Origin of the sequence: Streptomyces sp. 4N509B, from assembly GCF_052245655.1 — a bacterium.
GTDB lineage: Bacteria > Actinomycetota > Actinomycetes > Streptomycetales > Streptomycetaceae > Streptomyces.
This window is the reverse complement of sequence record NZ_JBQQBZ010000037.1, coordinates 18,781-41,920: the sequence shown is the minus strand read 5'-3', so window position 1 is coordinate 41,920 and position 23,140 is coordinate 18,781. Positions and strand designations below refer to the sequence as shown.

Sequence of the window (23,140 nt, the reverse complement as noted above, 5' to 3'; positions counted from 1 at the left end):
ACGATGCATCGGAGAATCCGGGCGTCGACGCACCACGCGCCCCGGGTCCGGAAATCGTCCGTGATCCCCGGATCAACGACTGATGCTATGGAGCCAAGAACTCCACCAAACGAGTGGCCGCCTCATGAATTCGGCACTCCGAACACAACGGCCTGGCTAGCATCGGCCGTCCCACGACAGACGCCACCAAGAGGGTTCTGGCATGAGTGCGATCTCGCAGGTGTACACGAACGCCACCAACTTCGGCAGCGCGGTCTCCGGCGGCGTCGATCCACGGACCGGGCTCTTCAACCTCCAGATCACCCTCGGCCACCTCGTCGGAAACCGGAACCTCGGTCCCTCCGTTCCCCTGGAGTTGAGCTACTCTCCGCTCACCAGGACGGACACGGGATTCGGGCAGGGCGTCTCGCTGGGCGTGACCACCTACGACACCGAGAACCGCCTGCTGACCCTGTCCACCGGCGGGCAGTACCTGGTCCAGGAGACCGCGACGAAAGTCGTCCTCCTCCAGAACAAGCTCGACACGGTGCGCATCACCAAGGACGAGGACTCCTACCGGATTCACCACAAGTCCGGCACCGTGGAGATCCTGACGGGCCCCCGGAACGCGTTCAGCCTCAAGGTGCCGACCGCGCTGCTGACCCCCGCCGGCCGCCGCGTCTCCCTGAGCTGGGACTTCACCGGCCCCCTCCCCCGCCTGAAGGAGATCAGGGACGAGACCGACAGACTGCTGACGGCCGAGTACCACGGCACCTCCAAGGTCACCCTGCACGTCCTGCCCGACTGCTCCGAGCGCTACGACGTCGACCTGCGCCTGCGCAACGGCCTGCTCGGGAGCGTGCACCACTTCGGGCTCGGTCAGAACGAGCCGCTGGTGTGGGACTTCACCCACACACCGATGGGCGAGCACGAGGAGTGGGGCGTCTGGATCACCGGCACGAGCATGCCGGGCGGGATGTCGGAGACGGCGCACCACACCCACAACGGGCACCAGTTCCCGCAGCTCGCCGGGTTGTCCCCCCTCCCCTACGTCCACCGCCTCGTCCAGGTCTCGGGCGGCGAACAGCCGGTCATCGCGGCGTCGTACGGCTACACCGACACGAACTTCCTCGGCGGCCACTCCAACGAGTCCTGGGACACCGACAAGGACGACCTCTACGACATCCTGACCGGGTACTCCTACGGCTCCACGGAGACGCGGGACTGCCGCGTGGTCACCTCCGAGGGCGCGCAGGGCACCCAGACCACGCGCACCCTCCGCCACTACAACCACCTGCACCTCCAGACGACCGAGACCACGCAGCAGAACGCCTGCTCCCACCACGTCCAGACCGACTACTACGCGGTGGTCGGCCAGCCCTTCGCACAGCAGCGGCCACAGTTCCAGCTCCCGAGGAAGCGCACCGTCACCTGGACCCGCCCCCCGGGCTCCGGGAGCGGGGACGCCTCCCGCAGCGAGGTCACGGAGACCACCTTCGACGAGGCGGGCAACCCGCTCACCCAACTCGACCCCGACGGCAGGCTCACCGAGTGGGCCTACTACCCGGCCGAGGGCAGCGGCTCCGACTGCCCACCCGAGCCCAACGGGTTCGTCCGCCTCCTGAGGAGCGTCACCCGCACCCCCGCGCCGGGCACCGGCTTCGACGACGCCCCCGTCTACCGGACGAGCTACCGCTACGAGGGGCACACCACCCCGGACGCGCGGGTGAGCACCGCGGTGCTGAAGTCCGAGGAGCGGCAGTACGCCGGGAAGGCCCTCCTCAGGCGCGAGACGTTCACCTACTCCACCTCCACCTCACCCGGCACGGAGTTCGGCCGCGTCACCGGCTTCGTCGAGACCGAGTACCCGAACGGCGAGAACGGCACGTCGTACGCCACGACCCACACCTTCACCTTCTCGACGGAGGGCGAGGCCCTCGACCAGGCCCACACGCTGGCGACCCACGACGGCCTCACGACGACCCGCTCCCAGAAGCGCTCCCGGTTCACCGGCCGCCTGTGGTCCACCACCGACCCCCAGGCCAACAGGACGACCCTGACGTACGACGGCCTGGGCCGCTCCCTCGTCCGCACCGTCAACCCGGGCACCCCCCACGAGGCGAAGGAGACCCACACCTACGCCATGGGCGGCAGCACCGCGCCGTTCGTCGTCACCTCCACCGACGAGCGGGGCAACCAGCTCCGCGAGACCCTCGACGGCGCCGGCCGCCCGATCCTGCGCGAGCAGAAGGACATCGACGACGACGGCCAGGGCACCTGGTACACGGTGCAGACCCTGCGCTACGACGACCAGGGCCGGGCCTCGGCGATCACCGCCCTCGACCAGGTCCGCGGCGGGAAGAAGACCCAGCTGACCCGGAGCTTCTCCTACGACGACTGGGGCGAGCTGGAGACCACCCGCTTCGACGACGGGGCGGCCCACGTCACCCGCGCCGATCCGGTCACGCGGACGACCACGAGCCAACTGCTGGGCGGCGGCGCCCCGGTCAGCGGCACCGAGGTGACGACCCACACCCTGCGGGGCGAGGTGGTGAGCGTCGAGCGCCGCGACCGCGGCGGCGCGTCCGTGAGCCAGCGAACGTCGAAGCGCGACGGCTGGGGCCGGCTGCGCAGCGAGACCGACGAGCTGGGGAACACGACGGAGTACGCCTACGACCCGCGCGGCCGCGTCGTCAGGACCACGCTGCCGGACGGCACGAGCGTCACCCGCGGCTACGCGCCGTTCTCCCCGGACGACGAGCTGGTCACGGAGATCGCCGTCGGCGGGAAGCGCTACGGCACGCAGACCTTCGACGGCCTGGGCCGCCTGAAGGCCACCACCTCGGGCGGGCGGGCCTGGTCCTACGACTACGCCGCCACCGGCGACCCGTTCCCGTCGTCGGCCACGACACCCGACGGCGTCCCCCGCACCTACCAGTACGTCCCCCAGCTCGACAACGCCCTCGCGCGGCTCCAGGCGGGCACCCTCACCCAGCGGTTCGAGCACGAACCGGCCTCCGGCCTGCTGAGGAAAGCCGACGAGAGCGACACCTCCGCCCCGGGAAGCGGCGCCAGGGTCGCGCGCGACTACTTCCCGTCGGGCCGCCCGCGGAAGGACACCACCCAGCCAACCGGCCACCCCGAGGACACCACGCGCACGAGCTACACGGTGGGCGGCCTCGAACAGAGCTACACGGGCGTGGACGACGTCGTCCAGACGACCACCTTCGACGACCACGGCCGGGTCTCCACGGTCGCGGACCAGGACATGCAGGCGTCGTTGGGCTACGACAGCGCCGACCGCCTCACCACATGGACGGCCAAGGACTCCTCGGGCCACACGCTCACCACGACCCTGACCCTGGACGACTTCGGGCGCGAGACGCAGCGCACGATCACCCACAGCCAGGGCACGTCGTGGACGCTCACCCAGACCTGGCAGAAGAACGACCTGCTGAGCGGCCGAACGCTGAAGCAGGGCGACACGACCCTGCGGAAGGAGACCTTCACCTACGGCGCCCGCAACGAGCTCACCGCCTACAGCTGCGAGGGGACCAGGCCGCCGCGGGACGCGTACGGCAACACCCTCACCCGGCAGACGTTCACCCACGACGGCTACGGCAACGTCACGTCCTGCACGACCGACTTCGTCTCCGGCGAGGGCAACGACCCGTCCTGCACGGCCGACCTCACCCCCGGCACCGACACCGCGACCTACCGGTTCGAGAACGCGGACGACCCGTGCCAACTCACGAGCGTCGAGCACACCCACTGCCTGTACCCGGCCAGGACCGAGCTGCGCTACGACTCCGCCGGCCGGCTCGTCTCCGGCCTGCACTACGACTCCGCCGGCCAGCTCATCGCCGACGGCGCCGGGCACACCCTCTCCTACGACCCCCTGGGCCGCCTGAAGTCCGCCGGGCCGGCCAGCGGGACCGGACCCGCCAGCGGCTACGGATACGACCCGCTGGACCGGCTGCTGACCCAGGAGACGGACGCCTCCACAAGCGTGCTTTCCTACCACGGCGACCGGCTCGCGACGGTGACCGACGGCGAGCGGCACACGCGCCTGCTCCAGCTCGACGCGGCCTGCGTGGCCCAACACCGCGACGGCGCCCAGGCCGAGACCCGGCTGCTCGGGACGGACGGCAAGCGCACCGTGCTGGTGTCGGCGACGGGCGCTCAGCACACGGAGCACGCGTACACCGCCTACGGCCACCGCCCCGTCAGCGCGACGGACGACGTCCTCGGCTTCGACGGTCAACGGACCGACCCCGTCCTCGGCTGGCTGCACCTCGGCAACGGGTACCGCGCCTACGACCCCGTGACGATGCGGTTCACCACCCCCGACAGCCTGAGCCCGTTCGGCGGCGGCGGGATCAACCCGTACGTGTACTGCCTGGGCGACCCCGTCAACCGGACCGACCCGTCGGGGCACCTGAGCTGGCAGGCGTGGGTGGGCATCGGCATCGGGGTCGCGAGCCTGGCGTTCGCCGCGTTCACCGCCGGCCAGTCGATCGTGGCGGCGGGCGGCGTGATGGCGGCGATCAGCGCGGCCTCGACGACGAGCCTGGTGCTCGGCGCCGTCGGCGCGGTCTCCGACGTCACCGGGATCGCCAGCGCCGCACTGGAGGAGGTGTCACCGCAGGCGTCGTCGATCCTCGGATACATCTCGCGCGCCACCGGTGTGCCCGGCCTCGTCAGGAAGGCCGTGGAGTGGCCGCAGAAGATCTACCGCATGGCCGGCCGCGGCTCGAAGGTCGCCAGGGACGCCGAACGAACGGCGCTGCTGAAGCTGAAGGCCGGGGACGACGCGGCCACCTCGACCGGGTTCAACCCCACCAACAGGTTCACGCCCACCGTCACCCCCCAGGGCAAGAGGGTGTGGCTGACCAACGAGGTGGCCACCGCGGAGGACATCCAACCGATCATCCGGGACGCGATGAAGAACAAGACCCGGCTCAGAATCCTGAGCGGCCTTCACGGCACCGAGGACGGCACCTGGGGAAGACCGGACCGCCAGCTGTACCTGGGGTCGCGCGAGGCCGCCCGCGTCGTCGCGAAACAGCTCAACGGTTCGCGAGGACCTCGCGTCGCCAAGCTCACGTCCATGGAGTACCGGAACCTGGCGACGGTGGGGCCGAAGAAGCTCAAGGAACTCCTCCTGGACGACGTCGACACCATCGTGGCGCCCTGCTACAGCGCCCGCAACGCGTACGTCAGGCAGTGCCTCAACCTGCCGCAGTGGAGGAGGGCACCGTCCGTCGACAGCGACATCAACATCGATGACATCTGAAGCACCCGGCTGGTGAGAACCGCGCCATCCCGCGCAGACGAAGGAGACAGGACATGGCGGACTGGACGTCCGTATCGAAGCTCTCGGTGGTACTGGAGACCGGCGAGCAGCAGTGTGAGACCGAAGCCGACGCCAAGGGAAGGATCGGCGTGGTGATCAGCATCCAGCCGACCGACGACAACGGCAACCCCATCGAGGTCGACGCGACCACGCTGAACGACAAGACGTCGCTCATCGACTACGTCGACGAGTCGGAGATCCCGCTGAGGAACGCCTCGATCACCCAGGACTGGAGCTACGAGAAGGCCAGCAGCCCCGAGGTGAAGAAGGGCAGGACCCCCCAGCTCAGGTTCGAGGTCTACCACTCCAAGGACCCCGTGCACGCCAAGGCGATCGGCGTCCTGGTCACGACCGCGAAGGGCCCCTCCTACTACAGCTCGCTGAACGGGACGTACCACAGCTCGGTCCGGATCAGGCCGGTGACGAGCTAGCGACGGGCGGACGGCCCGGAGGACATGGCGCTACTCCTCCGGGACGCCCTTCTCGGGACCGGCGGCCGACCCACGCCGAGGGTGGCGTCGTTGGCGTTCGGCGCGGATCGCCTGGTCGGGGGCGGGCGGGCCGCCCGGCGCGTCGGGCTCCGCCTCCCACGCGTGGACCGCGGCCATCAGCTCCATCAGGTCGGCGTAGCTCGCGTGCTCGGCGCGGCAGGCGGCGCATTCGCCAAGGTGCGCCGTAACGACCCGCCAGTCGTGGGCGTCCAGCCCTCCGAACGCGTAGGCCGCGAGCCCGATGCGTACCTGTTCACAGTCCACCGTCTCTCTCCAGTCGCTGGCCGTCTCCGCCGTGACGACGCTCGGGCTCCGATGGTTCACAACGGAGCGTCAACCGTGTGGGGGCGTGAGTGAACCGCCCGGGGGCGGCGTCCGTTGACCGCGGCGCACGGCCCGACCGTACCGCCCCGGAATCCTGGAGAGACCCATGAACCTCAGGTGGCCGCTGATCACCGCGATCCTCGCTCTGACCACCGCCCTGGCGATCGTGCTCGCCACCGTGCCCGACGACGGCTCCGACGGCGACGCGGGGGGCGAGACGACCGGCGCCGTCGGCGAGGACGAGGCCGCCGAGTCCCCGCCGACGGACGACGCCGCGCCGGCCGGACCGGAGGACGTGCCGGAGCTGGACGCCGCCGACCGGATCAGCGAGCCGCGCCCGGGCGAACAGGCCCGCTACGTCGGCATCAGCGACGACGGGGCGTTCGCGGTCGTGATCATCGTCTGGGGAGACGAGGTGGTCGCCTACGCCGGTGACGGCGCGCGGCGCGAGGCCTGGCTGAACGGCGCCCCCGCGGGTGACACCCTGGCGCTGACGGGCGCCGACGGCGCCTTCCTCGACGCGAGCGTCGCGGGCGGCGAGGTGACGGGGATCGCGGCACAGGGGGACTGGCAGATCGGGTTCACCCTGCCGTTGGCCGAGGCGCCGGCAGGGGTGTACCGGGCGGGCGGCGAGATCGGCCGCGAGGACGTGGGGTACAGCCTGGTCGTGCTGCCCGACGGGACCCAGGCGGGCATCGCGTGGACCGACGGAGAGCCGGAGCCGGCACCCGCGTTCGACCTGATGACCGGGGAGCTGTCGGACCGTGGCGAGTCCTTCACCGTCGACCCGGTCGGCCGCGGCCAGCTCTGACGCAGGTGGCTCTGGCGCGGGCGCCGAGCCGCACGGGAATCCGGGCCCGGACGCGGGCCCGGACCCGGATGGCGGTGGCGCCGGCTCCCACGCCGGTATTCGTGACGGAGTTCGTGACGGAGTTCGTGACGGAGTTCGTGACGGAGTTCGTGCCAGCGATCGTGACGGAGACCGCTTCGAAGGTCGTGCCGAAGGTCGTGCCGAAGGTCGCTCTGGAGTTCGTTCTGGTGCTCGTGCTGACGCCGTTGTGGGCCTCGGTTCTGACACGGCCTCAGCCCGACAGCACGCCACGGTTGCGCAGCGCCTCGCGCAGCGCCCGCGCCGCGTAGTACGTGCGGGACTTCACGGTGCCGGGGGGCACGCCCAGCACCTCGGCGGTCTGGCTGACGGTGCGGCCCAGGTAGTACACGTGCAGCAGCACCTCCCGCTGGAAGGGCTGGAGGTCGCCCATCGCCTCCACCACGAGCTGCGCCGTGAGCGCCTGCTCGATGCCGTCGGCGCCGTCGGCCAGGGGCAGCCGCGTCGCGTCCAGCTCCGCCGCCTCCGGCGGACGCGCCTGCTGGGCGCGGTGGCCGTCGATGACGAGGTGGCGCACGACGGTGAAGAGCCAGGGCCGTACCCCCTCCGCGGTCGGGTCGAGCTCGCTCGCGTGCTGCCAGGCCCGTATCGCGGCCTCCTGGAGGACGTCCTCGGCGCGGTGCCAGTCACCTCCCAGCAGCCGTGCCGCGAAGCGGAGGACGACTGAGCCGTGCCGTTCGTACAGGGCGCGGAGGAACTCCTCCGGACGCTGCTCGGTCGTGGGGTCCGCTGCTAAGACACTGGTCTTCATGCTCTCGGTCCCTCGTCGTGCGGAACGGTTCGCGCGGGTCGACGCTGAGTCCGCGTTCCGAATGAACGTAGAAAAGACCTGGTTCCGAGAAAGTGCCGAAGAAGTGCCGAAAAACTGACGCCTGGCCCGATCGCCGCGAGGGGCCCTCGTCGGTTACACTCCGTGTTTGTGCGATTCGCTGTGTTAGGCCCGGTCAGAGCGTGGCGGGACGACGTCGAGATACACCTGGGGCCGCCGAAGCGGCGGGCCCTTCTCGCCCTGCTCCTGGTGCGCGCGGGACGGCCGGTGAGTCTGAGTGAGATCGTAGACGTTCTGTGGCAGCGCGACCCCCCGCACAGCGCGGTCAACGTCATTCACCGGCATGTGGGCGCGGTGCGCCGGCTGGTGGACACCGGGCAGCTGGTGCGCGGCTCGGGCGGGTACCGGCTGGACGCCGGGGAGGACGCGGTGGACCTGCTGCGTTTCCGCCGCCTGGCCGAGCGGGCCCGGTCGGCCGCCGCCACGGGGGCGCCGCACGAGGCCGCCGCGCTGCTGGTCGAGGCGCTGTCGCTGTGGCAGGGCGACACGGCCACGGGCATTCCCGAGGAGATCCGCGCCCACCCCGTCTTCGCCTCGGTGGACCGCGAGCTGCTCGCCGCGGTCACGGAGGCGGCCGACGTCGCGCTCCGCTCGCCCGCGCCCGAGCGGGTGCTCGGCGCGCTGCGCCGGGCCGCCACCCGCCATCCGCTCGACGAGGCGCTTCAGGCCCGGTTGATACGGGTGCTGGCCGCGACGGGCCGTCAGGCCGAGGCGCTCGACGTGTTCCAGTCGGTGCGGGGCCGCCTCGCCGAGCAGCTCGGCATCGATCCGGGCGCGGAGCTGCGCGCGGCGCAGCAGGCGGTCCTGCGCCAGACCGTCACTCCCCCGGTCACCGCCGGGGCCGGCGCCGGTTCGGGCACCGGGTCGACGGTGCCCGCGACGGCCGTCCCCGCCGCGGCCGGCGCCGGCCCGGCCGCCACCGACACCGCCGCCACCAGCTCCCTCACCGTCACCGTCACCGACCCCGCGCCCGTGCCACCCGAGGGCGAGGCTGACGGCGTGGCCGACGGCTCGGCCGTCACGACGGCCGTGGAGGCTCCGCCACGCCTGCCTCCCGCCGAGGAGCCGCGCCCCGCCGGCGACCGGATTCGCCCCGCCCAGCTCCCGGCCGACCTCGCGAGCTTCGGCGGGCGCCACACCGAGCTGTCCACCGCCGACACCTTCCTGCCCACCGACGACCTCGCCGGCCCCGCGCCCGTCGTCATCACGGCCATCGGCGGCATGGCCGGCATCGGCAAGACGACCCTGGCGATCCACTGGGCCCACCAGATAGCGCACCGCTTCCCCGACGGCCAGCTCTACGTCAACCTGCGCGGCTTCGACCCCACCGGCCAGGTCGTCGCGCCGTCCGAGGCGTTGCGCGGCTTCCTCGACGCCCTCGGCGTCAACCCGCGCCACGTCCCCTCCAGCGGCGAGGGCCAGGCCGCGCTCTACCGCAGCCTGCTCGCGGGCCGCCGCGTCCTCGTCGTGCTGGACAACGCCCGCGACGCCGAGCAGGTCCGCCCCCTGCTGCCCGGCGCCCCCGGCTGCCTGGTCATCGTCACCAGCCGCGACCGGCTCCAGGGCCTGCTCGCCGCCGACGGCGCCCGCCCGTTGACGCTCGGTCTGCTGACGACGGAGGAGGCCCGCGAGGTGCTGGCGGGCCGCGTCGGCGGCGCGCGGGTCGCGGCCGAGCCGGAGGCGGTGGACGAGATCATCATCCACTGCGGCCACCTGCCGCTGGCCCTGGCCGTCGTCGCCGCCCGCGCCGCCGCCAACCCGGCGTGGCCGCTGGCCGCGCTGGCGGCCGAGCTCCGCGAGGACCAGGGCGGGCTCGACGCGCTGAGCGACTTCAGCGACGGCGACCCGGCGACGGACGCGCGCAGCGTCTTCTCCTGGTCCTACCAGGCCCTCGGCCCCGACGCGGCCCGGCTCTTCCGGCTGCTGGCCGTGCACCCGGGCGGCGACGTGACGGCCCCGGCTGCGGCGAGCCTCGGCGGCCTGCCGCCCCGCCGCGCCCGCGCGCTGCTGGCCGAGCTCACCCGCGCGCACCTGCTCAACGAGCAGTCGCCCGGCCGGTACACCTTCCACGACCTGCTGCGTTCCTACGCCGTCGAGGTCGCCGAGGAGCACGACCCGGCGGACACGCAGGCCGCCCGCCACCGCGTCTTCGACCACTACCTCCGCACCGCGCAGGCCGCCGCCGGCCTCCTCATCCCGGCGCGCTCGGAGCGGCTCCCGCTCCCACCACCCGCGCCCGGCGCCTCGCCGGGGACCTTCCCCGACCCGCCCAGCGCCGCCCTGTGGTTCGGCGCCACGCTGTCGGTGCTGCGGTCCGCCGTCGAACAGGCCGCCGCCACGGGCTTCCCCCGCCACGCCTGGCAGATCGCGTCCACCGTCGACCTCTTCCTGGACCGGAAGGGACGCTGGCAGGAGCAGCTGGTCATACAGCGGCACGCGCTGGAGGCGGCGCAGCGCTCCGGGGACCGGCTGGGCGAGGCGTTCAGCCGCCGCGCGCTCGGCTTCGCCCACGTCCGGCTGGGCAACCACGAGGACGCCGGCCTGTACCTGACGCGCGCCCTGGAGATCTTCACCGAGCTCGGCGACCGCAACAGCCAGGGCCGCACCCGCCGCCTGCTCGCCTTCCGCGCCAACACCCTCAACCACCACGACGACGCCCTCGACCACTACGGCCGCGCCCTGGAGGACTACCGCGCGACCGCCTACGTGGACGGCCAGGCCGGCGTCCTCAACGAGATCGGCTGGACGTACATCCTGATCGGCGACCACCACCGGGCGCTCGTCGAATGCCGCGCCTCGCTCGCCCTCCACCAGCGGATGGAGAACCGCAACGGCGAGGCCGCCACCTGGGACAGCCTGGGCTACGCCCACCACCACCTCGGCGAGTACGACGAGGCGCTCGACTGCTACGGGCAGGCCCTGGCCATCTACCGCGCGATCAGCGACTCGTACCTGGAGGCCGACACGCTGCACCACATCGGCGACACCCACCAGGCGCGCGGCGACGCCGCGGGCGCCGCCGCGGCCTGGGGGGAGGCCCTTCGGCTCCTGGAGAAGATCGACCACCCCGAGAGCCGCCTGGTGCGGGAGAAGCTGAACGGGCTGCGCTAGGCCGTGTCGTTCGGCTCGTGGCAGGGGCCGCTCAGGCGTTGAAGCCGCCGTCCACCGTGATCGTCGTGCCCGTGACGAACGCGCCGCCGGCGCCCGCCAGGTGGGCGACGGTCGCCGCGATCTCGTCCGGCCTCCCGAAGCGGCCGAGGGCCGTGAACGACCGGATGGTGTCGGCGTACGGCCCGTCGGCCGGGTTGGCGTCGGTGTCGGTCGGGCCGGGCTGGACGACGGTGACGCTGACGCCGCGCGGGCCGAGCTCCCGGGCCAGCCCCCGGGTCATACCGACCAGCGCCGACTTCGTCATCGCGTACAGGCTGTACCCGGGGAAGAGGACGCGGTCGGCCACCAGGCTGCCGATGCTGATGATCCGGCCGCCGCCGTCCGACGGCAGGTGGGGGGCGGCGGCGCGGGCGGCCACCAGCGGCGCCCGCACGTTGACGGCGAGGGCGCGGTCGATCTCCGGCGTCGTCAGCTCCTCGACGGGAGCGGTGGGGAAGACGCCCGCGTTGTTGACGAGGATGTCGAGCCGGCCGAAGGCGGCGACCGCCTGCTCGACCGCCCCGGTGACCGCCGCCTCGTCGGCGGAGTCGGCCCTGACGGCGAGGGCCCGCCGGCCGGCCGCCTCCTTGGTCTCCTCCACGAGCCGTGTGGCGCGCTCCTCGCTGCGCTCGTAGGTGAAGACGACGTCGGCACCACGGGCGGCCAGGGCACGCACCACCGCCGCCCCGATGCCCCGGGTCCCGCCGGTGACCAGCGCGACCCGGCCGTCGAGCGGTGTGGAGCCTTCGAATCCTGGGAACTCGTTCATGCCCGCCAGCCTCGCCCGGATCCCCCACGGGACGCTGGCGGGAATCGGCCGCCTCGTTCGCCGCCGCCTCGTTCGCCGCCGCCGGGCACGGCCGGCCGGGCGCGGCCGTCCGACCGTTCCCGACCGTCTCCGACCGTCGTCCCCGGCACGCCACGCCGATGAGTTCCACGGCGATGGAAAGTCCCCACCGAACGCCGCACCATGGCGGCAGGCACCGCACCGGCGACACCGTACGAGGAGCAGCCCATGACAGCACCCACCCCGCCGCCCGAGGACGACGAGCAGCGCATCCGCGCCCTGATCCTGGAGTGGGCCATGGCCGTCCACCGTGGCGACCTCCCGGCCGTTCTGGCCGACCACGCCGACGACATCGTCATGTTCGACGTGCCCCCGCCGCACGACGGCGTGCGGGGCATCGACGCCTACCGCGCGACGTGGCCGCCGTTCTTCGAGTGGCAGGCGCAGGGCGCGGAGTTCGACATCGTGTCGCTGGAGGTCACCGCCGGGACGGACGTCGCCTTCGCCCACGCGCTGCTGCGCTGCGGCACGCCGCAGGAGCTCGCCGAGCACCCGGAGTCCCGGCTGCGCCTCACCCTCGGCCTGCGGAAGGACGCGGACGGCCGCTGGGTCGTCACCCACGAGCACCACTCGTTCGCCGACACGCGCGCGGCCGGCGACTGACGCGCCTCACGCCCGCGTGGCCGCCGCGAAGCCCGCGACGACCTGGCGCAGCGGCTCGGCGGCCCGCTCGGGCGGCAGGCCGGTGTCGAGGCCCAGCACCTCGATGACGCCCAGGAGCTGCCCGCGTGGCCCGGTGACGGTCAGCGTCCGTCGGCGCTCACCCTCGGGCGAGGGGTAGACGACGGCCGCCAGCGGGGCGTCGGGCGGGGAGTACCCGGCGATGTAGGTGAGGAGCTGGTGCCGGTCGTCGGCCTCCACCCGCCTGCCGGCGTAGGACTTGTACTTGGCGTCGATCGGCAGGAAGCGGGGCGGGTCGCCCGGCAGGCGCACCAGCACGTCGGGGATGAACGCCGGGTCCGCCTCCCCCCGGCTCCTTCGCAGATCGCCGCTCGTGGTGATGCCGGGATCGTCGTCCCGCCGTACGGGCTCGCCGCCGAACGCCGCCGCGGCGTCGCCTGCCATCTTCCGGACCACGGCCTCCCACAGGACGTTCATGTTGACTGTCATGCTGTCGGCGCGGAGGCCGCGTTCGGTCAGCAGGTCGGTGACGCCGCCGCCGCGCAGGACCAGGCGGGCCCAGGTGTGGGCGGCGCGGTAGCGGTGGGTCAGCCGGTTGTAGCGGCGACGGTGGTCCTGGGCCAGCAGGGCGGCGAGCGCGGCGGCCCCGGCGGGCCGCGGGAAGCGCTTCGCCGTCGCGCCCAGCTCGCGCGCCAACTCGGCGACGCGCTTCCGGTCGGCGGGCTGCGTGGCGACCCGCAGAAGGGTCTCCGCGTGGTCGGCAGCCTTCGCCAGGGCGGCGCCGCACAGCAGGTTCTCCCAGGTCCGCTCGTCCCGCTCGAACGTCGTGACGTGCAGCCGGTCGACGGCGCCGAAGCGGCGGGTGGCCTGCGCCCGCACGTCGAGCCGGCCGCGCAGCACCTGCTCCTCCCGCCGGGCCGGGGCGTAGTCGCGGCGCAGCCCCTGCCGCAGGAGTGCCCGGCAGGTGGCCAGCAGCCCGGCGAGCGCGACCTCGGCGTGGCCCGCGTCGCCGAGGCGCCAGCGTCTGGGGAGGTCCTGGTGGCGAGGCGCGCTGACGCCCTCCGCGTAGCAGAGCCACGTGACGAGCTGCTCGCCGTCGATCTCCAGCTTGGGGTGGAGGACGAGCCGGGTCCGGGAGAGCACGACGACGCCGACCGCCGCCTTGGCCCTCACCCGCCAGCCGGAGGGCGTCCGGTCCAGCCCGATCACCTTCTGCTCCCGCAGGTGCTGGAGCACCCGCACGTCGGCGTCGTTCAGCGTGGCGTGCGGCAGGGTGAGGGAGCGGTGCTCGTCGACCCGCAACGTGTCGATCGCCGTCGTCGTGGCCCTCACTCGACGGGCGCCGTCTCGTCCGAGTCCACGAGGTCGTCCGTTCCGTCGACCCCCTCGACCGCCTCGACCGCCTCGATCCCCTCGACTCCCTCGACTCCCTCGACGAACTCGTCGGCCAGCTTCCTGACCAGGTCGCCCGCGCTCATGCGGGCCACGCGCCCCGTCACCGGCTCGGCGAGATCGCCCAGCACGGCGCGCAGCGGCGCCGGGTGGCCGGCGGCGTAGTCCTCGATCTGCGGAACGAGCTCGTGGTAGAAGACGGCGGCGAACTCCTCGTCGGTGCCGAGCGGCTGGTCCTCCCGCAGGAGGCAGGCGTGGCCGATGCGGTGGTCCTGGTCGAACGCGGCGACGAGGCGGGCGTTGAGCGTCTGGAGGAACGCGCCCAGGTCCAGCGGCCCGACGGAGCCGCTGACGGCGTCGGCGTCCGGCGGCACCTCGACGAACGCGAAACGGCGCCTGACCGCCGCGTCGAGGTGGCCGATGCTGCGGTCGGCGGTGTTCATGGTGCCGATCAGCCGGACGTTGGCGGGGACGGCGAGTTGCCTGCCGCTGACGGGGAGCCGGATCGGCATGCCCCGCTTGTCGGCTTCGAGGAGCGTGACGAGCTCGCCGAGGACGCGCGCCACGTCGCCCCGGTTGATCTCGTCGATGATCAGCAGGAACGTGCGGTCGGGTTCCTTCTCGGCGGCCTCGCAGATCCGGAGGAAGAGCCCCGGGCGCAGGTCGAGGGTGAGCCCGGTGGCGCCGGCCGCCGTGACGGGCTTGAAGCCCTCGACGAAGTCCTCGTAGCCGTAGGAGGGGTGGAACGTCACCATCGTGACGGTCGGCACGCCGTTGGCATTGCCGTTGCTGTTGCCGCTGCCGTTGCCGCTGCCGTTGCCGTCGAGCAACGCCGCCACGGCCGCCGCGCGCTGGGCGGCCGGCGCCTCGATCGCCGCCGCACGGCCGGTCATCGCGAGCGCGACGCTGAGCGCCAGCCGCGTCTTCCCGGTGCCGGGCGGGCCGTGGAGGATGATCTGCCCCTTGCTGTCGAGCAGGTCCATGGCCTCCCGCACGGCGGCGGGCAGCCGAACGGCCACCGGTTCGGGTGTGGCGGCGGCACTGGTGGCGACCACCAAACGGCTGCCTCGCCGCTCGCGGATGCGGCGCAGCAGCGACTCCGACACCCTCCCGAACGTCTGACGCCAGCCGTTCTCGGGCACGGGGAGGGTCTGGGCGTAGGACTCGTCCCAGTCGACGCCGACGGTGTGCCGGTACTTGCGGCGGGCTTCGTCGAAGGCGTAGCCGCGGGTGACCCGGCCGAGCGCGAGCACCTCCGTGGTGCCCCGGTTGGCGACGATCAGGTCGCCGTCCTCAAGGTCGCGGAACGCCAGCAGCTGCCGGGCGAGCCGCAGCGTCCCTCCGGCAGACTCCGGCCGGTGGGCGTCCAGCGTCGCCTTCAGCTCGGTGTCGCTCTCGTAGTGGCCGAGGTCCCCGACCTCGTCCCACCCCACGCGGATGGTGCCCTCCGCACGACACTCGTCCCACAGGGCGGCGCGCGGTCCTGGGGCGATCTTCCACACGGTGCGGGCGCGGGGACGCGGGTCGAAGCACTCGTAGAGGAAGTGCACCACCTCCTGCGGGTGCCACCCCCGGAACGCGGCCCGCTCACGGACGAGCTGGAAGAGCTGCCGGTTCGCCTGCCATGTGCGGACGCCGCCGTAGGTGCGGTAGGTGGGGCCCCCGAGGACCTCGATGAAGTGCCGCACGTGGTCGGCGGCGTAGACGGGGAGGAACTCGTCGGGGAAGTACGTCGCGAGCGTCTTGGTGACGAGCGCCTGCCCATAGGTCAGCGTCTCCAACTCGTCGAGGTAGGGGAAGGCCCCTTCCTGGACGGCGTCGAACGCCACCGTGAAGTCTGTTCGCACGCGCGCCCAGGCACGCACGTGATCGAGCGAGCGCAACGGTCTCGGCAGGTGCCACGCCCCGCTCCGGGCCCGGTACATGATGTGCTTGGCCGCGCTGCCGCCCCGGATGCTGCCGAGCGCGTCGGTGCCGTACTCCATGAGCCAGCAGAACCTCGACGCGCGTCCGTCGCCCTTCCCGTCGCCCATGCCAAGCGCGTACCGCTCCAGTGGCAGGTCCCCCCACCCGTGGAGCGGGAACCTCTCCCTGACCAGCGCCCGTTCCGCCTGCGCGCGTTCGACGGTCTCCCCGAGAGCGGCCCGGTCGAACAGCCCGACCCACTCCTCCACCTCGGTCTCACGATCCATGGGGATCATCATTCACGAACTCGGGTTACTACCAGGGCCGTTCGTGCACGCCGTGGTGAGTCCGAGCCGCGCCCAGACCGTCTTCCTGCCATGGTGGGCCTCGACACCCCAGCTGCGGGCTAAGGCGTCGACGAGCAGCAGCCCCCGCCCGTTCTGCGCGTGCGGGTCGGGCGCGTCGGCCACAGGGATCTCCCACGGCCAGGAGTCGGCGACCGCGATCAGCAGGGTGGCGTCGTGGCGTTCGAGGGTCAGCTCGACGAACTCGGCGATGCCGAACGGGGTGTGCTGGACGACGTTGGTCACCAGCTCGCTGACGATCAACGACGCGTCGTCGGCGAGGTACGGCAGCCGCCAGGCGTCGAGCACCTCGCGGACACAGCGCCGCGCGGCGGAGGCGGAGGTGTCCCGAACGGGCAGGCGGAGGCGGTGGCTTGGGACGGAGTGCATGGGGCCTCCCGATGGTGAGGCAGCACGGGCAGCTCACGCGGTGCGTCAGAGCGCGCACGCTCGGTGGGAATCACACGCTACTGACCCGCTCGACAGTTCTGCAAGTCTTGCGATTTGGAGAAACGATCCGTTCGATGTGACTTTCGAATCGTCGACGAAGTACAGTCTTGCCGACGGCGCGTAGCTGGCCGAACTCGCAGTGCATACAGGGAGACTCACGTGTCGACAGACCGCCACCCCTCCGCCCGCGCCCGCCGCCTGGGCTCGATGCTCCGGCGACTCAGGACGACCGCCGGATACGACCAGGAGAGCGCTGCCGAGGCCGTGGACTGCTCGGTGGCCAAGATCAGCCGCATCGAGTCGGGCGCCGTCAAGGCACGCGTGGGCGACGTGCGGATCCTCCTCGACCTCTACGGGGAGCAGGACCCAGAGCGTCGCCGTTGGCTGGAGAAGTTGGCGCGCGACAGCAGAAAGCGCGGCTGGTGGCTGGACTACGAGACGAACGCCATGACGCAAATCGGCGACTTCATCTCGATGGAGGCGGACGCCACGTTCATCCGCTCATGGCAACTCGCTCTTATTCCGGGCCTCCTTCAGACCGCTGACTACACCCGAGCGCTCATGCGGGCCAACCCGGCAGCCCTTCCGAACGAGATCGCCGAGGAGGGTGTGAAAGTGCGGCAGGAGCGGCGCCGGGCTGTGGAGGAGAGCGGCATACGGTTCGCCGCTGTCATCTGGGAGCCGGCGATCACCTCACTCATGACAGACCCCCGCGTTCACTACGACCAGTTGCTCCATCTGCGTCGCATCGCCGAGCATCCGTCCACCACGATCCAGGTACTGCCGCTGACCGAGTGGGCGGCTGCCAGAGTGGCCCCTCCGTTCACCGCGTTCTCGTTCGGCCACGACCACGCGCCAGAGGTCGTCTCGACGGACACATTCTCGAACACGGCGATGATCGAGGACCCCAGTGAGGTCGCGAACTACGCCCACGCCTTCGACTCGCTGCGCTCGTCCGCGTTGCCACCGCGCGACACAATGGACTTCATCGAGAAGACCGCACACCAGATCAACAAGGAAGCGTCGTAGCCATGGACCACCCGCAGATCACCTCCGCCTTCGCCAAGTCCAGCTACTCCGGTGGGCAGCTCAACGACTGCGTTGCCGTCGCCCACACCGCCGACGGCGGGCGAGCCGTCCGCGACACGAAGCGACCCAACGGCGGCACCGCCTTCCACTCCCGCACCGCATGGGCGACGTTCCTCGACGCCATTCGCGCTGACGCGCTCGGGCTGCACTGAGATGGAGACGCGCTGAAACGATGGACCGCCCGCAGTTCACCTCGGTGTTCACCACCTCCTCATACTCCGCCGGAGGCAGCGGAAACGAGTGCGTCGCCGTCGCCCACACCGCCGACGGCGGGCGAGCCGTCCGCGACAGCAAGCGCCCGCGCGGCGGCACCACGCACCACTCCCCCGCCGCCTGGGACGCGTTCCTCACCGCGATACGCACCAACGCCCTCTGAAGGGGCGGCCCCCGCCTCTCCCCCTTGGCGAAGGTGTCCGACGCCAGTACGGTCGCGGATGGTCCATACGGATCACCCAGTGCAGGCAGCCTCTGACGAGGCCGCCTGCCGGGGACCCTTGGGGAGGGGGAGTATGCGGATACGCATCGGGGACGACGGATCGGCCGACCAGAGCACGGCCGGCGACGCCGCTGGCGCCGGCGCCAGCGGCGCGGAGTTGACCGGGCGCTTCGCCGAGTGGCTGGCCAGGGACCGGAACGTCGGCCGGCACGTGACGTTGACCCGCGAGCGGTCGCCCGCGCCGGACGGCGCGATGTCGGGAGACCTCCTGGGGTGGATCGGTCTCACCCTGAGCACGGGGTTCTCGGCCGCCAACCTGATCTACTCCCACCTGAACTTCCGCGCGTCCCTCCCGCCCCGCCAGCGGCCGGCAGCCCGAATGGTGATTGAGTACAACGGCGTCCGGATCGTGGTCGAGGAGGGCGGCCCGGAGGACGCCGCCCGGCTCGCCCGCCTCCTGGGAACCACGTCGGCCCCCGACGGGGAGGGTGCCGGTGGCGGTTCCTGATCCGCGCACGAGCCGGGCGGTGGTGGTCGGGATCGGCGACTACGCCCACGACGACCTCGCCACGATGCCCGCGACAGCGGCCGGCGCGGACCGCCTGGCGGGCCTGCTGCGTAACCCCTCGGTCTGGGGGCTGCCACAGGACCACGTCACGGTCCTGGGTGCCGACGCCTCGGGCGCACGCATCCTGACAGCCGTCAGGGACGCCGCCGTGGCCACGGAGGACACGCTGCTGGTGTACTTCGCCGGGCACGGCCTGCGCGACCCCGCCGGACACCTCTACCTCGCCCTCACCGACGCCGATCCGGACTACCCCCAGCTCGGCACCCTGCCGTACGTGCAACTCCGCGACCTGATCCGCCAGAGCGGCCACCGCGCCAGGCACCGCGTGACCGTGCTGGACTGCTGCTACAGCGGTATCGCGGGCGGCATGTCCCCCACCACGGCCCCCAGCCGCGACGAGTTGGCCCACGCGCTCGACGAACGCGCCGACGCGAACGGCAACGACCCGAACGGCGCCCGCGCGAACGGCGCCGAGGACCGCTACGGGGACTGCGTCCTGACCTCCGCACCAGCGGAGAGCCGGTCCTTCGTGCGGCCCGGTGCGACCTTTCCCGAGTTCACGGGCGAGCTGATCACCACGCTGGAGGCCGGCATCACCGGAGCCGGGTCGTTGATCAGCCTGGAGGGAGCCTGGCTGCGCGTCCGCGACCGCATGCGCAGCCGAGGCAGCCCGGAGCCACAGCACTTCGCGCAGAACAACGCCACCCGCCACATCCACTTCCTCAACCGCGCCACCACCTCCGACCCGGGCCCGGGTCCGGACCAGAACCCGGATCCGGGTCCCGGGCCCGAGCCGGGCCCTGGCACGTCCGCCGCCCACCTCGCGGCCCTGGCCGCCGCCGAACGCGCCGCCCGCGAGGTCGCGGACGCCTACGGCAGGATGTCGCTGCTGGCCGAGGTCGCGAGCGCGACGGCCACGGTCGACCCGGACAAGGCCAGGGGCCTTGCCGACGAAGTCGTCGCTGCCGGTCGCGACACCACCGACGCCACCAAACGCGCGCTCCTCCTTGCCAGGACAGCCACCGGCCTGGTCGCCCTCGACCCGCCACGCTCGCGGCAGCTCCTGGACGAGGCCGAGACGACGATCCAGGCTCTGGCGGATCCCCAGACGAAGGTGACAGCTCTGGCGAAGCTGGCTGACGCGCTGTCCGCCACGCACCGCGACCGAGCGATCTGGCTCGTGGAGGAGGCGGAGGAAGTCGTTCACAGCCTGCCCGTCTCCTACGAGAAGTCGAGCCTTCTCCTCAGGCTGTCCTACTGCGGCGTGTTCGACGACACACCGGAATGGCGTCGGCGCATGGAGGACGAGGCCGAGAACCTGTGGAACGCCGCTAAGCGCAGCAGAGAGCTCGACGAGGCCTCCCGCCGCTCGTCGCGGGACGAGGTCCGGGCCAACGAGGCCAGAACCATCCCCCACCAGGAGCAGCGAGTGGAGAAGCTGGTGGGGATCGCGAAGGACCTGGTCGAGCACAAGCACTACCACCAGGCGTTGGAACTGCTGGAGGAAGCCGAGGAGACCGTCCAGCAGGTCCGGCCCCACAAGGGGAGGGCGCTGGGTGAGCTCACGTACGCACTGCGCTTCGACGTGGGATGGGCGGCCAGGACCAGCCCTGATCGTGTCATCGACCTGTTGGCACGGGTACAGCGGACCATCGACAGCCTCCCCGCCCCCGACTACGCGCGTGACGACAGGCTGGAGCACGTGGCCATGGCGCTGACCGATGTCGCGTGGCACCTGTCCCGCACGGACCCCCGGCGAGCGGTCGACCTCGTCCGCCAGGCACAGGGCATCGCCCCCCACATCACCGAGGGGCGGCGGCGCAAGCTCGGGGACTTCGTCGCGCGGGCGCTGGTCGGCGTGGGAAAGGAGATCGCCTCCGCCGACGCCGAGCACGCGGTGGAACTCGCCCACGAGGCATGGGACATCGTCAGCTCGCAGAGCGACGCCGGCCTGATGAAGGACTGGACGTCGCGCGATGTCGTGGTCGTGCTGGCGCAGGCCGGTGGCCACCTGGCGGGAACAAACCCGGAGTGGGCCGAGGAGCTGACCAGGGAGGCCGAATCCCTCGCCCGCCGCCTCCCCGAGTCGGAGAGGACGCGCGGTCTGACGGCGGTCGCGGAGGGACTGGCCAGGGCGGGGCAGGAGGTCGCGGGCACCCGTCCCGACCGGGTGGACGCCTTCGTCCGGGAGTCCGAACGCGTCGTCCTCGGGCTTCCGCCCCAGGACGCGATGTGGCCCCTGTCCGCCATCGCCCAAGCGCTGGCGGCGGCCGGAACGAGCGTGGTCGGGACGGACCCCGAGCGAGCGGCGAGCTACGCGCGGGAAGCCGAACGCTTCGTCCGTAAGTCAGCGGCCGACGCGGAGCGGAAGGACCGCGACCTGACGAGGATCATGATGCTCCACGTCGAGATCGTCAGGCACCGCCCGTCCCACGCGGAAAGGGCCCAACGGACCGCGGAACGCCTCACCGACGACGAGCGGAGAACGTGGATCCTGTTGCACCTGGTGAAGGCGCTCGCCCCCGCCGACCCGGAGCACGCCCAGCGCATTGCCGAGACCATCACCGACGCCGGCTGTCGGGCGCATGCCCTGGTCGCGGTCTCACACGCCTGGGCCGCGGACCGTTGACCACCCGGCCCGTCGCGGCCGGCGGTGGTCGCCCAGACCGGCAGACGGCGGGCAGACGAGCGGATGGGCACACGGGCGTGATCGGTGGCCGCCTCAACGATCTCACTCCGGTTGTCGTCAGTGGTTCTGGCTAGCATCGTGGAATGACGACACGGGCCCAACTGCGCAAGACGGCGCTGACCTTCCAGGAGGTCGAAGAGAACACCACGGACGGAGTGGTGGTCTATTCCGTGCGAGGCAAGGAGTTTGTCTCAGTCACGAAGGACGGAACAGTGCGGTTGAGGCTGCCCGACGCGGAGGCCGAGGACGCTGTGGCGGCCTGTCCGAACGCCGAACGACTGGTCCATGCGGGACGGCCGGTCGGGTTCCAGGCGCCATTGGCCGACGTCGACGGCCAACACCTGTGGTCCCTTGTGATGACCGCGTGGCAACACCACGCGCCAGCGCGGTTGGCCGCGACGTTGACCGCCATCGTGGAGTCACCCACCAGACCGGGAAGCGATCTGCCGGCAAGCATCGGCAAGGCCGCGACACGCGCGTTGGCCATTGCCGGGCTGGTCACGCTCGATCAGGTCGCGACTCGCTCCAGGGCCGACCTCCTGGCGCTGCACGGCGTCGGACCAAAGGCCGTAGGCATCCTCGCCGACACGCTCGCGGAGAAAGGCATGTCGCTGCGCTGATCCGTCAGACCCCCTCACGGGGACGACGCGTAGGCCGACCGCCCCAGCTCCTCGCGAGCACGCCCCTCGTGGCCGCACCCCTCGTGGCCACACCCTTCATGCACACGCGCCCGCAGCGCCTGGCGGCGGTACTCGCGGGGCGTGACGCCGTACGTCGTCTGGAACGCGCGGGTGAACGAGGAGTGGTGGAGGAAGCCGCGGCCGATGGCGATGGCGCGGACCGGGGTCGCGGACAGGGCCGGGTCGCTCAGGTCGCGGCGGGCCCGTTCGAGGCGCTGGGCGCGGATCCAGCCGGCGAGGGTCGTGCCCTCGGCCTGGAAGAGGTGGTGCAGGTAGCTGACGGAGATGTAGTGCGCGGCGGCGATGGCGCGGGGCGTCAGGTCCGGGTCGTCGAGGCGCTGGAGCACGTAGGCCCGTATCGGCGGCAGCAGGGTGCCGCCGCGCGACGGGGCGGGCGGGGCGGTGGAGGAGGGGCGGGAGGCGTCGGGTGCGGCGTCCGAGGCGCCGTCCGACGAGGCGAGGTGGTGCGACAGGGTGGTGGCCAGCAGGTGAACGACGGCCTGTTCGAGGCCGGTGACCTCGCTGGGGCCGTAGTGGGTCCGGTCCCGCGTCAGGCGCGTGACGAGGCCCGACAGCAGCGCGCCCGGCCCCGTCCGGCCGGGTATGCGGCGGGCGAGCAGGGGGCGGAGCCGGTCCGCCGGCAGCGGCAGCAGCTTCCGGGGGACGACGAGCCCGACGGCCGTCATCGAACCGCACGTCCGTTCCCAGGGCAGCGAGGTGTCGAGCAGGTGCATGTCGTAGGGGCCGTGGTGCGCCTCGTGTCCGGCGTGCCTGACCCGCGCCGTGCCGCGCAGCGGCATCAGCAGGTGACACAGGCCGGGGTCGGACTCCCTGATGTGCGCCTGGGTGCGGCGCGACCACATCGCCGGGGCGATCATGGACCACACGCGGACGGCGCCGAACTCCAGCATCCGCAGCTGGGCGGGGAGGTCGTCGGCGGAGGTGCCGCCGGCCTCCGTGTCGACGCCGGTGTCGACGCCCGTGTCCATGCGGCAGATGAGGGTCTCCATCAGTTCGCGCCAGGCGGCGGGACGTCTGCCCGCGGGCACCTCGCTGGCCCGGAACACCGTTTCGGTCACCATGGAGTGATCATCGACGACT

At 72.1% G+C, this 23,140-nt stretch carries 18 protein-coding genes; 11 read left to right on the top strand and 7 right to left on the bottom strand.

The window, feature by feature from the left end; translation table 11 throughout:
- The first annotated feature begins 202 nt into the window (after positions 1-202).
- Together ACTWP5_RS26415 and ACTWP5_RS26410 are read left to right on the top strand one after the other, a co-directional pair.
- A complete protein-coding gene (locus ACTWP5_RS26415; RefSeq protein ID WP_443223635.1) occupies positions 203-5,275 on the top strand; it encodes an RHS repeat-associated core domain-containing protein in 5,073 nt (1,690 codons plus the stop codon).
- A 53-nt stretch (positions 5,276-5,328) separates the two neighbouring features.
- Positions 5,329-5,766 carry a hypothetical protein gene (locus ACTWP5_RS26410; protein ID WP_443223634.1) on the top strand — a complete coding sequence of 146 codons (438 nt, stop codon included), beginning with the start codon at positions 5,329-5,331 and terminating at the stop codon, positions 5,764-5,766.
- A 30-nt stretch (positions 5,767-5,796) separates the two neighbouring features.
- Here ACTWP5_RS26410 and ACTWP5_RS26405 read toward each other — a convergent pair whose 3' ends face one another.
- Positions 5,797-6,090 carry an anti-sigma factor family protein gene (locus ACTWP5_RS26405; RefSeq protein WP_443223633.1) on the bottom strand — a complete coding sequence of 98 codons (294 nt, stop codon included), beginning with the start codon at positions 6,088-6,090 and terminating at the stop codon, positions 5,797-5,799.
- Positions 6,091-6,256: 166 nt separating this feature from the next.
- On the opposite strand from ACTWP5_RS26405, the gene ACTWP5_RS26400 reads away from it, so the two are divergent.
- On the top strand, positions 6,257-6,961 hold the full coding sequence (locus ACTWP5_RS26400) for a hypothetical protein (protein WP_443223632.1): 705 nt from the start codon (positions 6,257-6,259) through the stop codon (positions 6,959-6,961).
- A 271-nt stretch (positions 6,962-7,232) separates the two neighbouring features.
- On the opposite strand, the gene ACTWP5_RS26395 is transcribed toward ACTWP5_RS26400, so the two are convergent.
- Complete coding sequence (locus tag ACTWP5_RS26395) at positions 7,233-7,790, bottom strand: sigma-70 family RNA polymerase sigma factor (protein ID WP_443223631.1); 558 nt, start codon at positions 7,788-7,790, stop codon at positions 7,233-7,235.
- A 285-nt stretch (positions 7,791-8,075) separates the two neighbouring features.
- Here ACTWP5_RS26395 and ACTWP5_RS26390 point away from each other — a divergent pair, with 285 nt between their 5' ends.
- Positions 8,076-10,979 (top strand): AfsR/SARP family transcriptional regulator, encoded by a 2,904-nt coding sequence (locus tag ACTWP5_RS26390; protein ID WP_443223630.1) that lies wholly within the window; start codon positions 8,076-8,078, stop codon positions 10,977-10,979.
- A gap of 31 nt (positions 10,980-11,010) precedes the next feature.
- Here ACTWP5_RS26390 and ACTWP5_RS26385 read toward each other — a convergent pair whose 3' ends face one another.
- On the bottom strand, positions 11,011-11,787 hold the full coding sequence (locus ACTWP5_RS26385; protein WP_443223629.1) for an SDR family NAD(P)-dependent oxidoreductase: 777 nt from the start codon (positions 11,785-11,787) through the stop codon (positions 11,011-11,013).
- 246 nt (positions 11,788-12,033) lie between these two features.
- On the opposite strand from ACTWP5_RS26385, the gene ACTWP5_RS26380 reads away from it, so the two are divergent.
- A complete protein-coding gene (locus ACTWP5_RS26380) occupies positions 12,034-12,468 on the top strand; it encodes a YybH family protein (RefSeq protein WP_443223628.1) in 435 nt (144 codons plus the stop codon).
- A gap of 6 nt (positions 12,469-12,474) precedes the next feature.
- Here ACTWP5_RS26380 and ACTWP5_RS26375 read toward each other — a convergent pair whose 3' ends face one another.
- The 3 genes from ACTWP5_RS26375 to ACTWP5_RS26365 are packed head-to-tail and all read right to left on the bottom strand — an operon-like array spanning position 12,475 to position 16,517.
- Positions 12,475-13,818 (bottom strand): 5-methylcytosine restriction system specificity protein McrC, encoded by a 1,344-nt coding sequence (locus ACTWP5_RS26375; protein ID WP_443223627.1) that lies wholly within the window; start codon positions 13,816-13,818, stop codon positions 12,475-12,477.
- Positions 13,815-16,070 carry an AAA family ATPase gene (locus tag ACTWP5_RS26370; RefSeq protein ID WP_443223626.1) on the bottom strand — a complete coding sequence of 752 codons (2,256 nt, stop codon included), beginning with the start codon at positions 16,068-16,070 and terminating at the stop codon, positions 13,815-13,817. Before ACTWP5_RS26370 ends, ACTWP5_RS26375 begins: the two co-directional genes overlap by 4 nt.
- A 12-nt stretch (positions 16,071-16,082) precedes the next feature.
- Positions 16,083-16,517, bottom strand: a complete 435-nt coding sequence (locus ACTWP5_RS26365) for an ATP-binding protein (protein WP_443223625.1) — start codon at positions 16,515-16,517, stop codon at positions 16,083-16,085.
- Positions 16,518-16,736: 219 nt separating this feature from the next.
- Between ACTWP5_RS26365 and ACTWP5_RS26360 the strand changes: the two genes are divergently transcribed.
- The 6 genes from ACTWP5_RS26360 (at position 16,737) to ACTWP5_RS26335 (ending at position 21,979) form a co-directional block, all read left to right on the top strand.
- Positions 16,737-17,606 (top strand): helix-turn-helix domain-containing protein, encoded by an 870-nt coding sequence (locus ACTWP5_RS26360; RefSeq protein WP_443223624.1) that lies wholly within the window; start codon positions 16,737-16,739, stop codon positions 17,604-17,606.
- 2 nt (positions 17,607-17,608) lie between these two features.
- Positions 17,609-17,818: a DUF397 domain-containing protein gene (locus ACTWP5_RS26355; protein WP_443223623.1), complete on the top strand. Its 210-nt coding sequence runs from the start codon at positions 17,609-17,611 to the stop codon at positions 17,816-17,818.
- A 20-nt stretch (positions 17,819-17,838) separates the two neighbouring features.
- Positions 17,839-18,042, top strand: a complete 204-nt coding sequence (locus ACTWP5_RS26350; protein WP_443223622.1) for a DUF397 domain-containing protein — start codon at positions 17,839-17,841, stop codon at positions 18,040-18,042.
- A gap of 133 nt (positions 18,043-18,175) precedes the next feature.
- A complete protein-coding gene (locus ACTWP5_RS26345; protein ID WP_443223621.1) occupies positions 18,176-18,610 on the top strand; it encodes an effector-associated constant component EACC1 in 435 nt (144 codons plus the stop codon).
- The gene (locus ACTWP5_RS26340; RefSeq protein ID WP_443223620.1) at positions 18,597-21,299 is read left to right on the top strand and encodes a caspase family protein; all 2,703 of its coding nucleotides are present in this window, start codon (positions 18,597-18,599) and stop codon (positions 21,297-21,299) included. The genes ACTWP5_RS26345 and ACTWP5_RS26340 overlap by 14 nt, the downstream gene beginning before the upstream one ends.
- Before the next feature lie 143 nt (positions 21,300-21,442).
- Complete coding sequence (locus tag ACTWP5_RS26335) at positions 21,443-21,979, top strand: hypothetical protein (protein WP_443223619.1); 537 nt, start codon at positions 21,443-21,445, stop codon at positions 21,977-21,979.
- 14 nt (positions 21,980-21,993) lie between these two features.
- Here ACTWP5_RS26335 and ACTWP5_RS26330 read toward each other — a convergent pair whose 3' ends face one another.
- Positions 21,994-23,121: a helix-turn-helix domain-containing protein gene (locus ACTWP5_RS26330; protein ID WP_443223618.1), complete on the bottom strand. Its 1,128-nt coding sequence runs from the start codon at positions 23,119-23,121 to the stop codon at positions 21,994-21,996.
- Positions 23,122-23,140 lie beyond the last annotated feature (19 nt).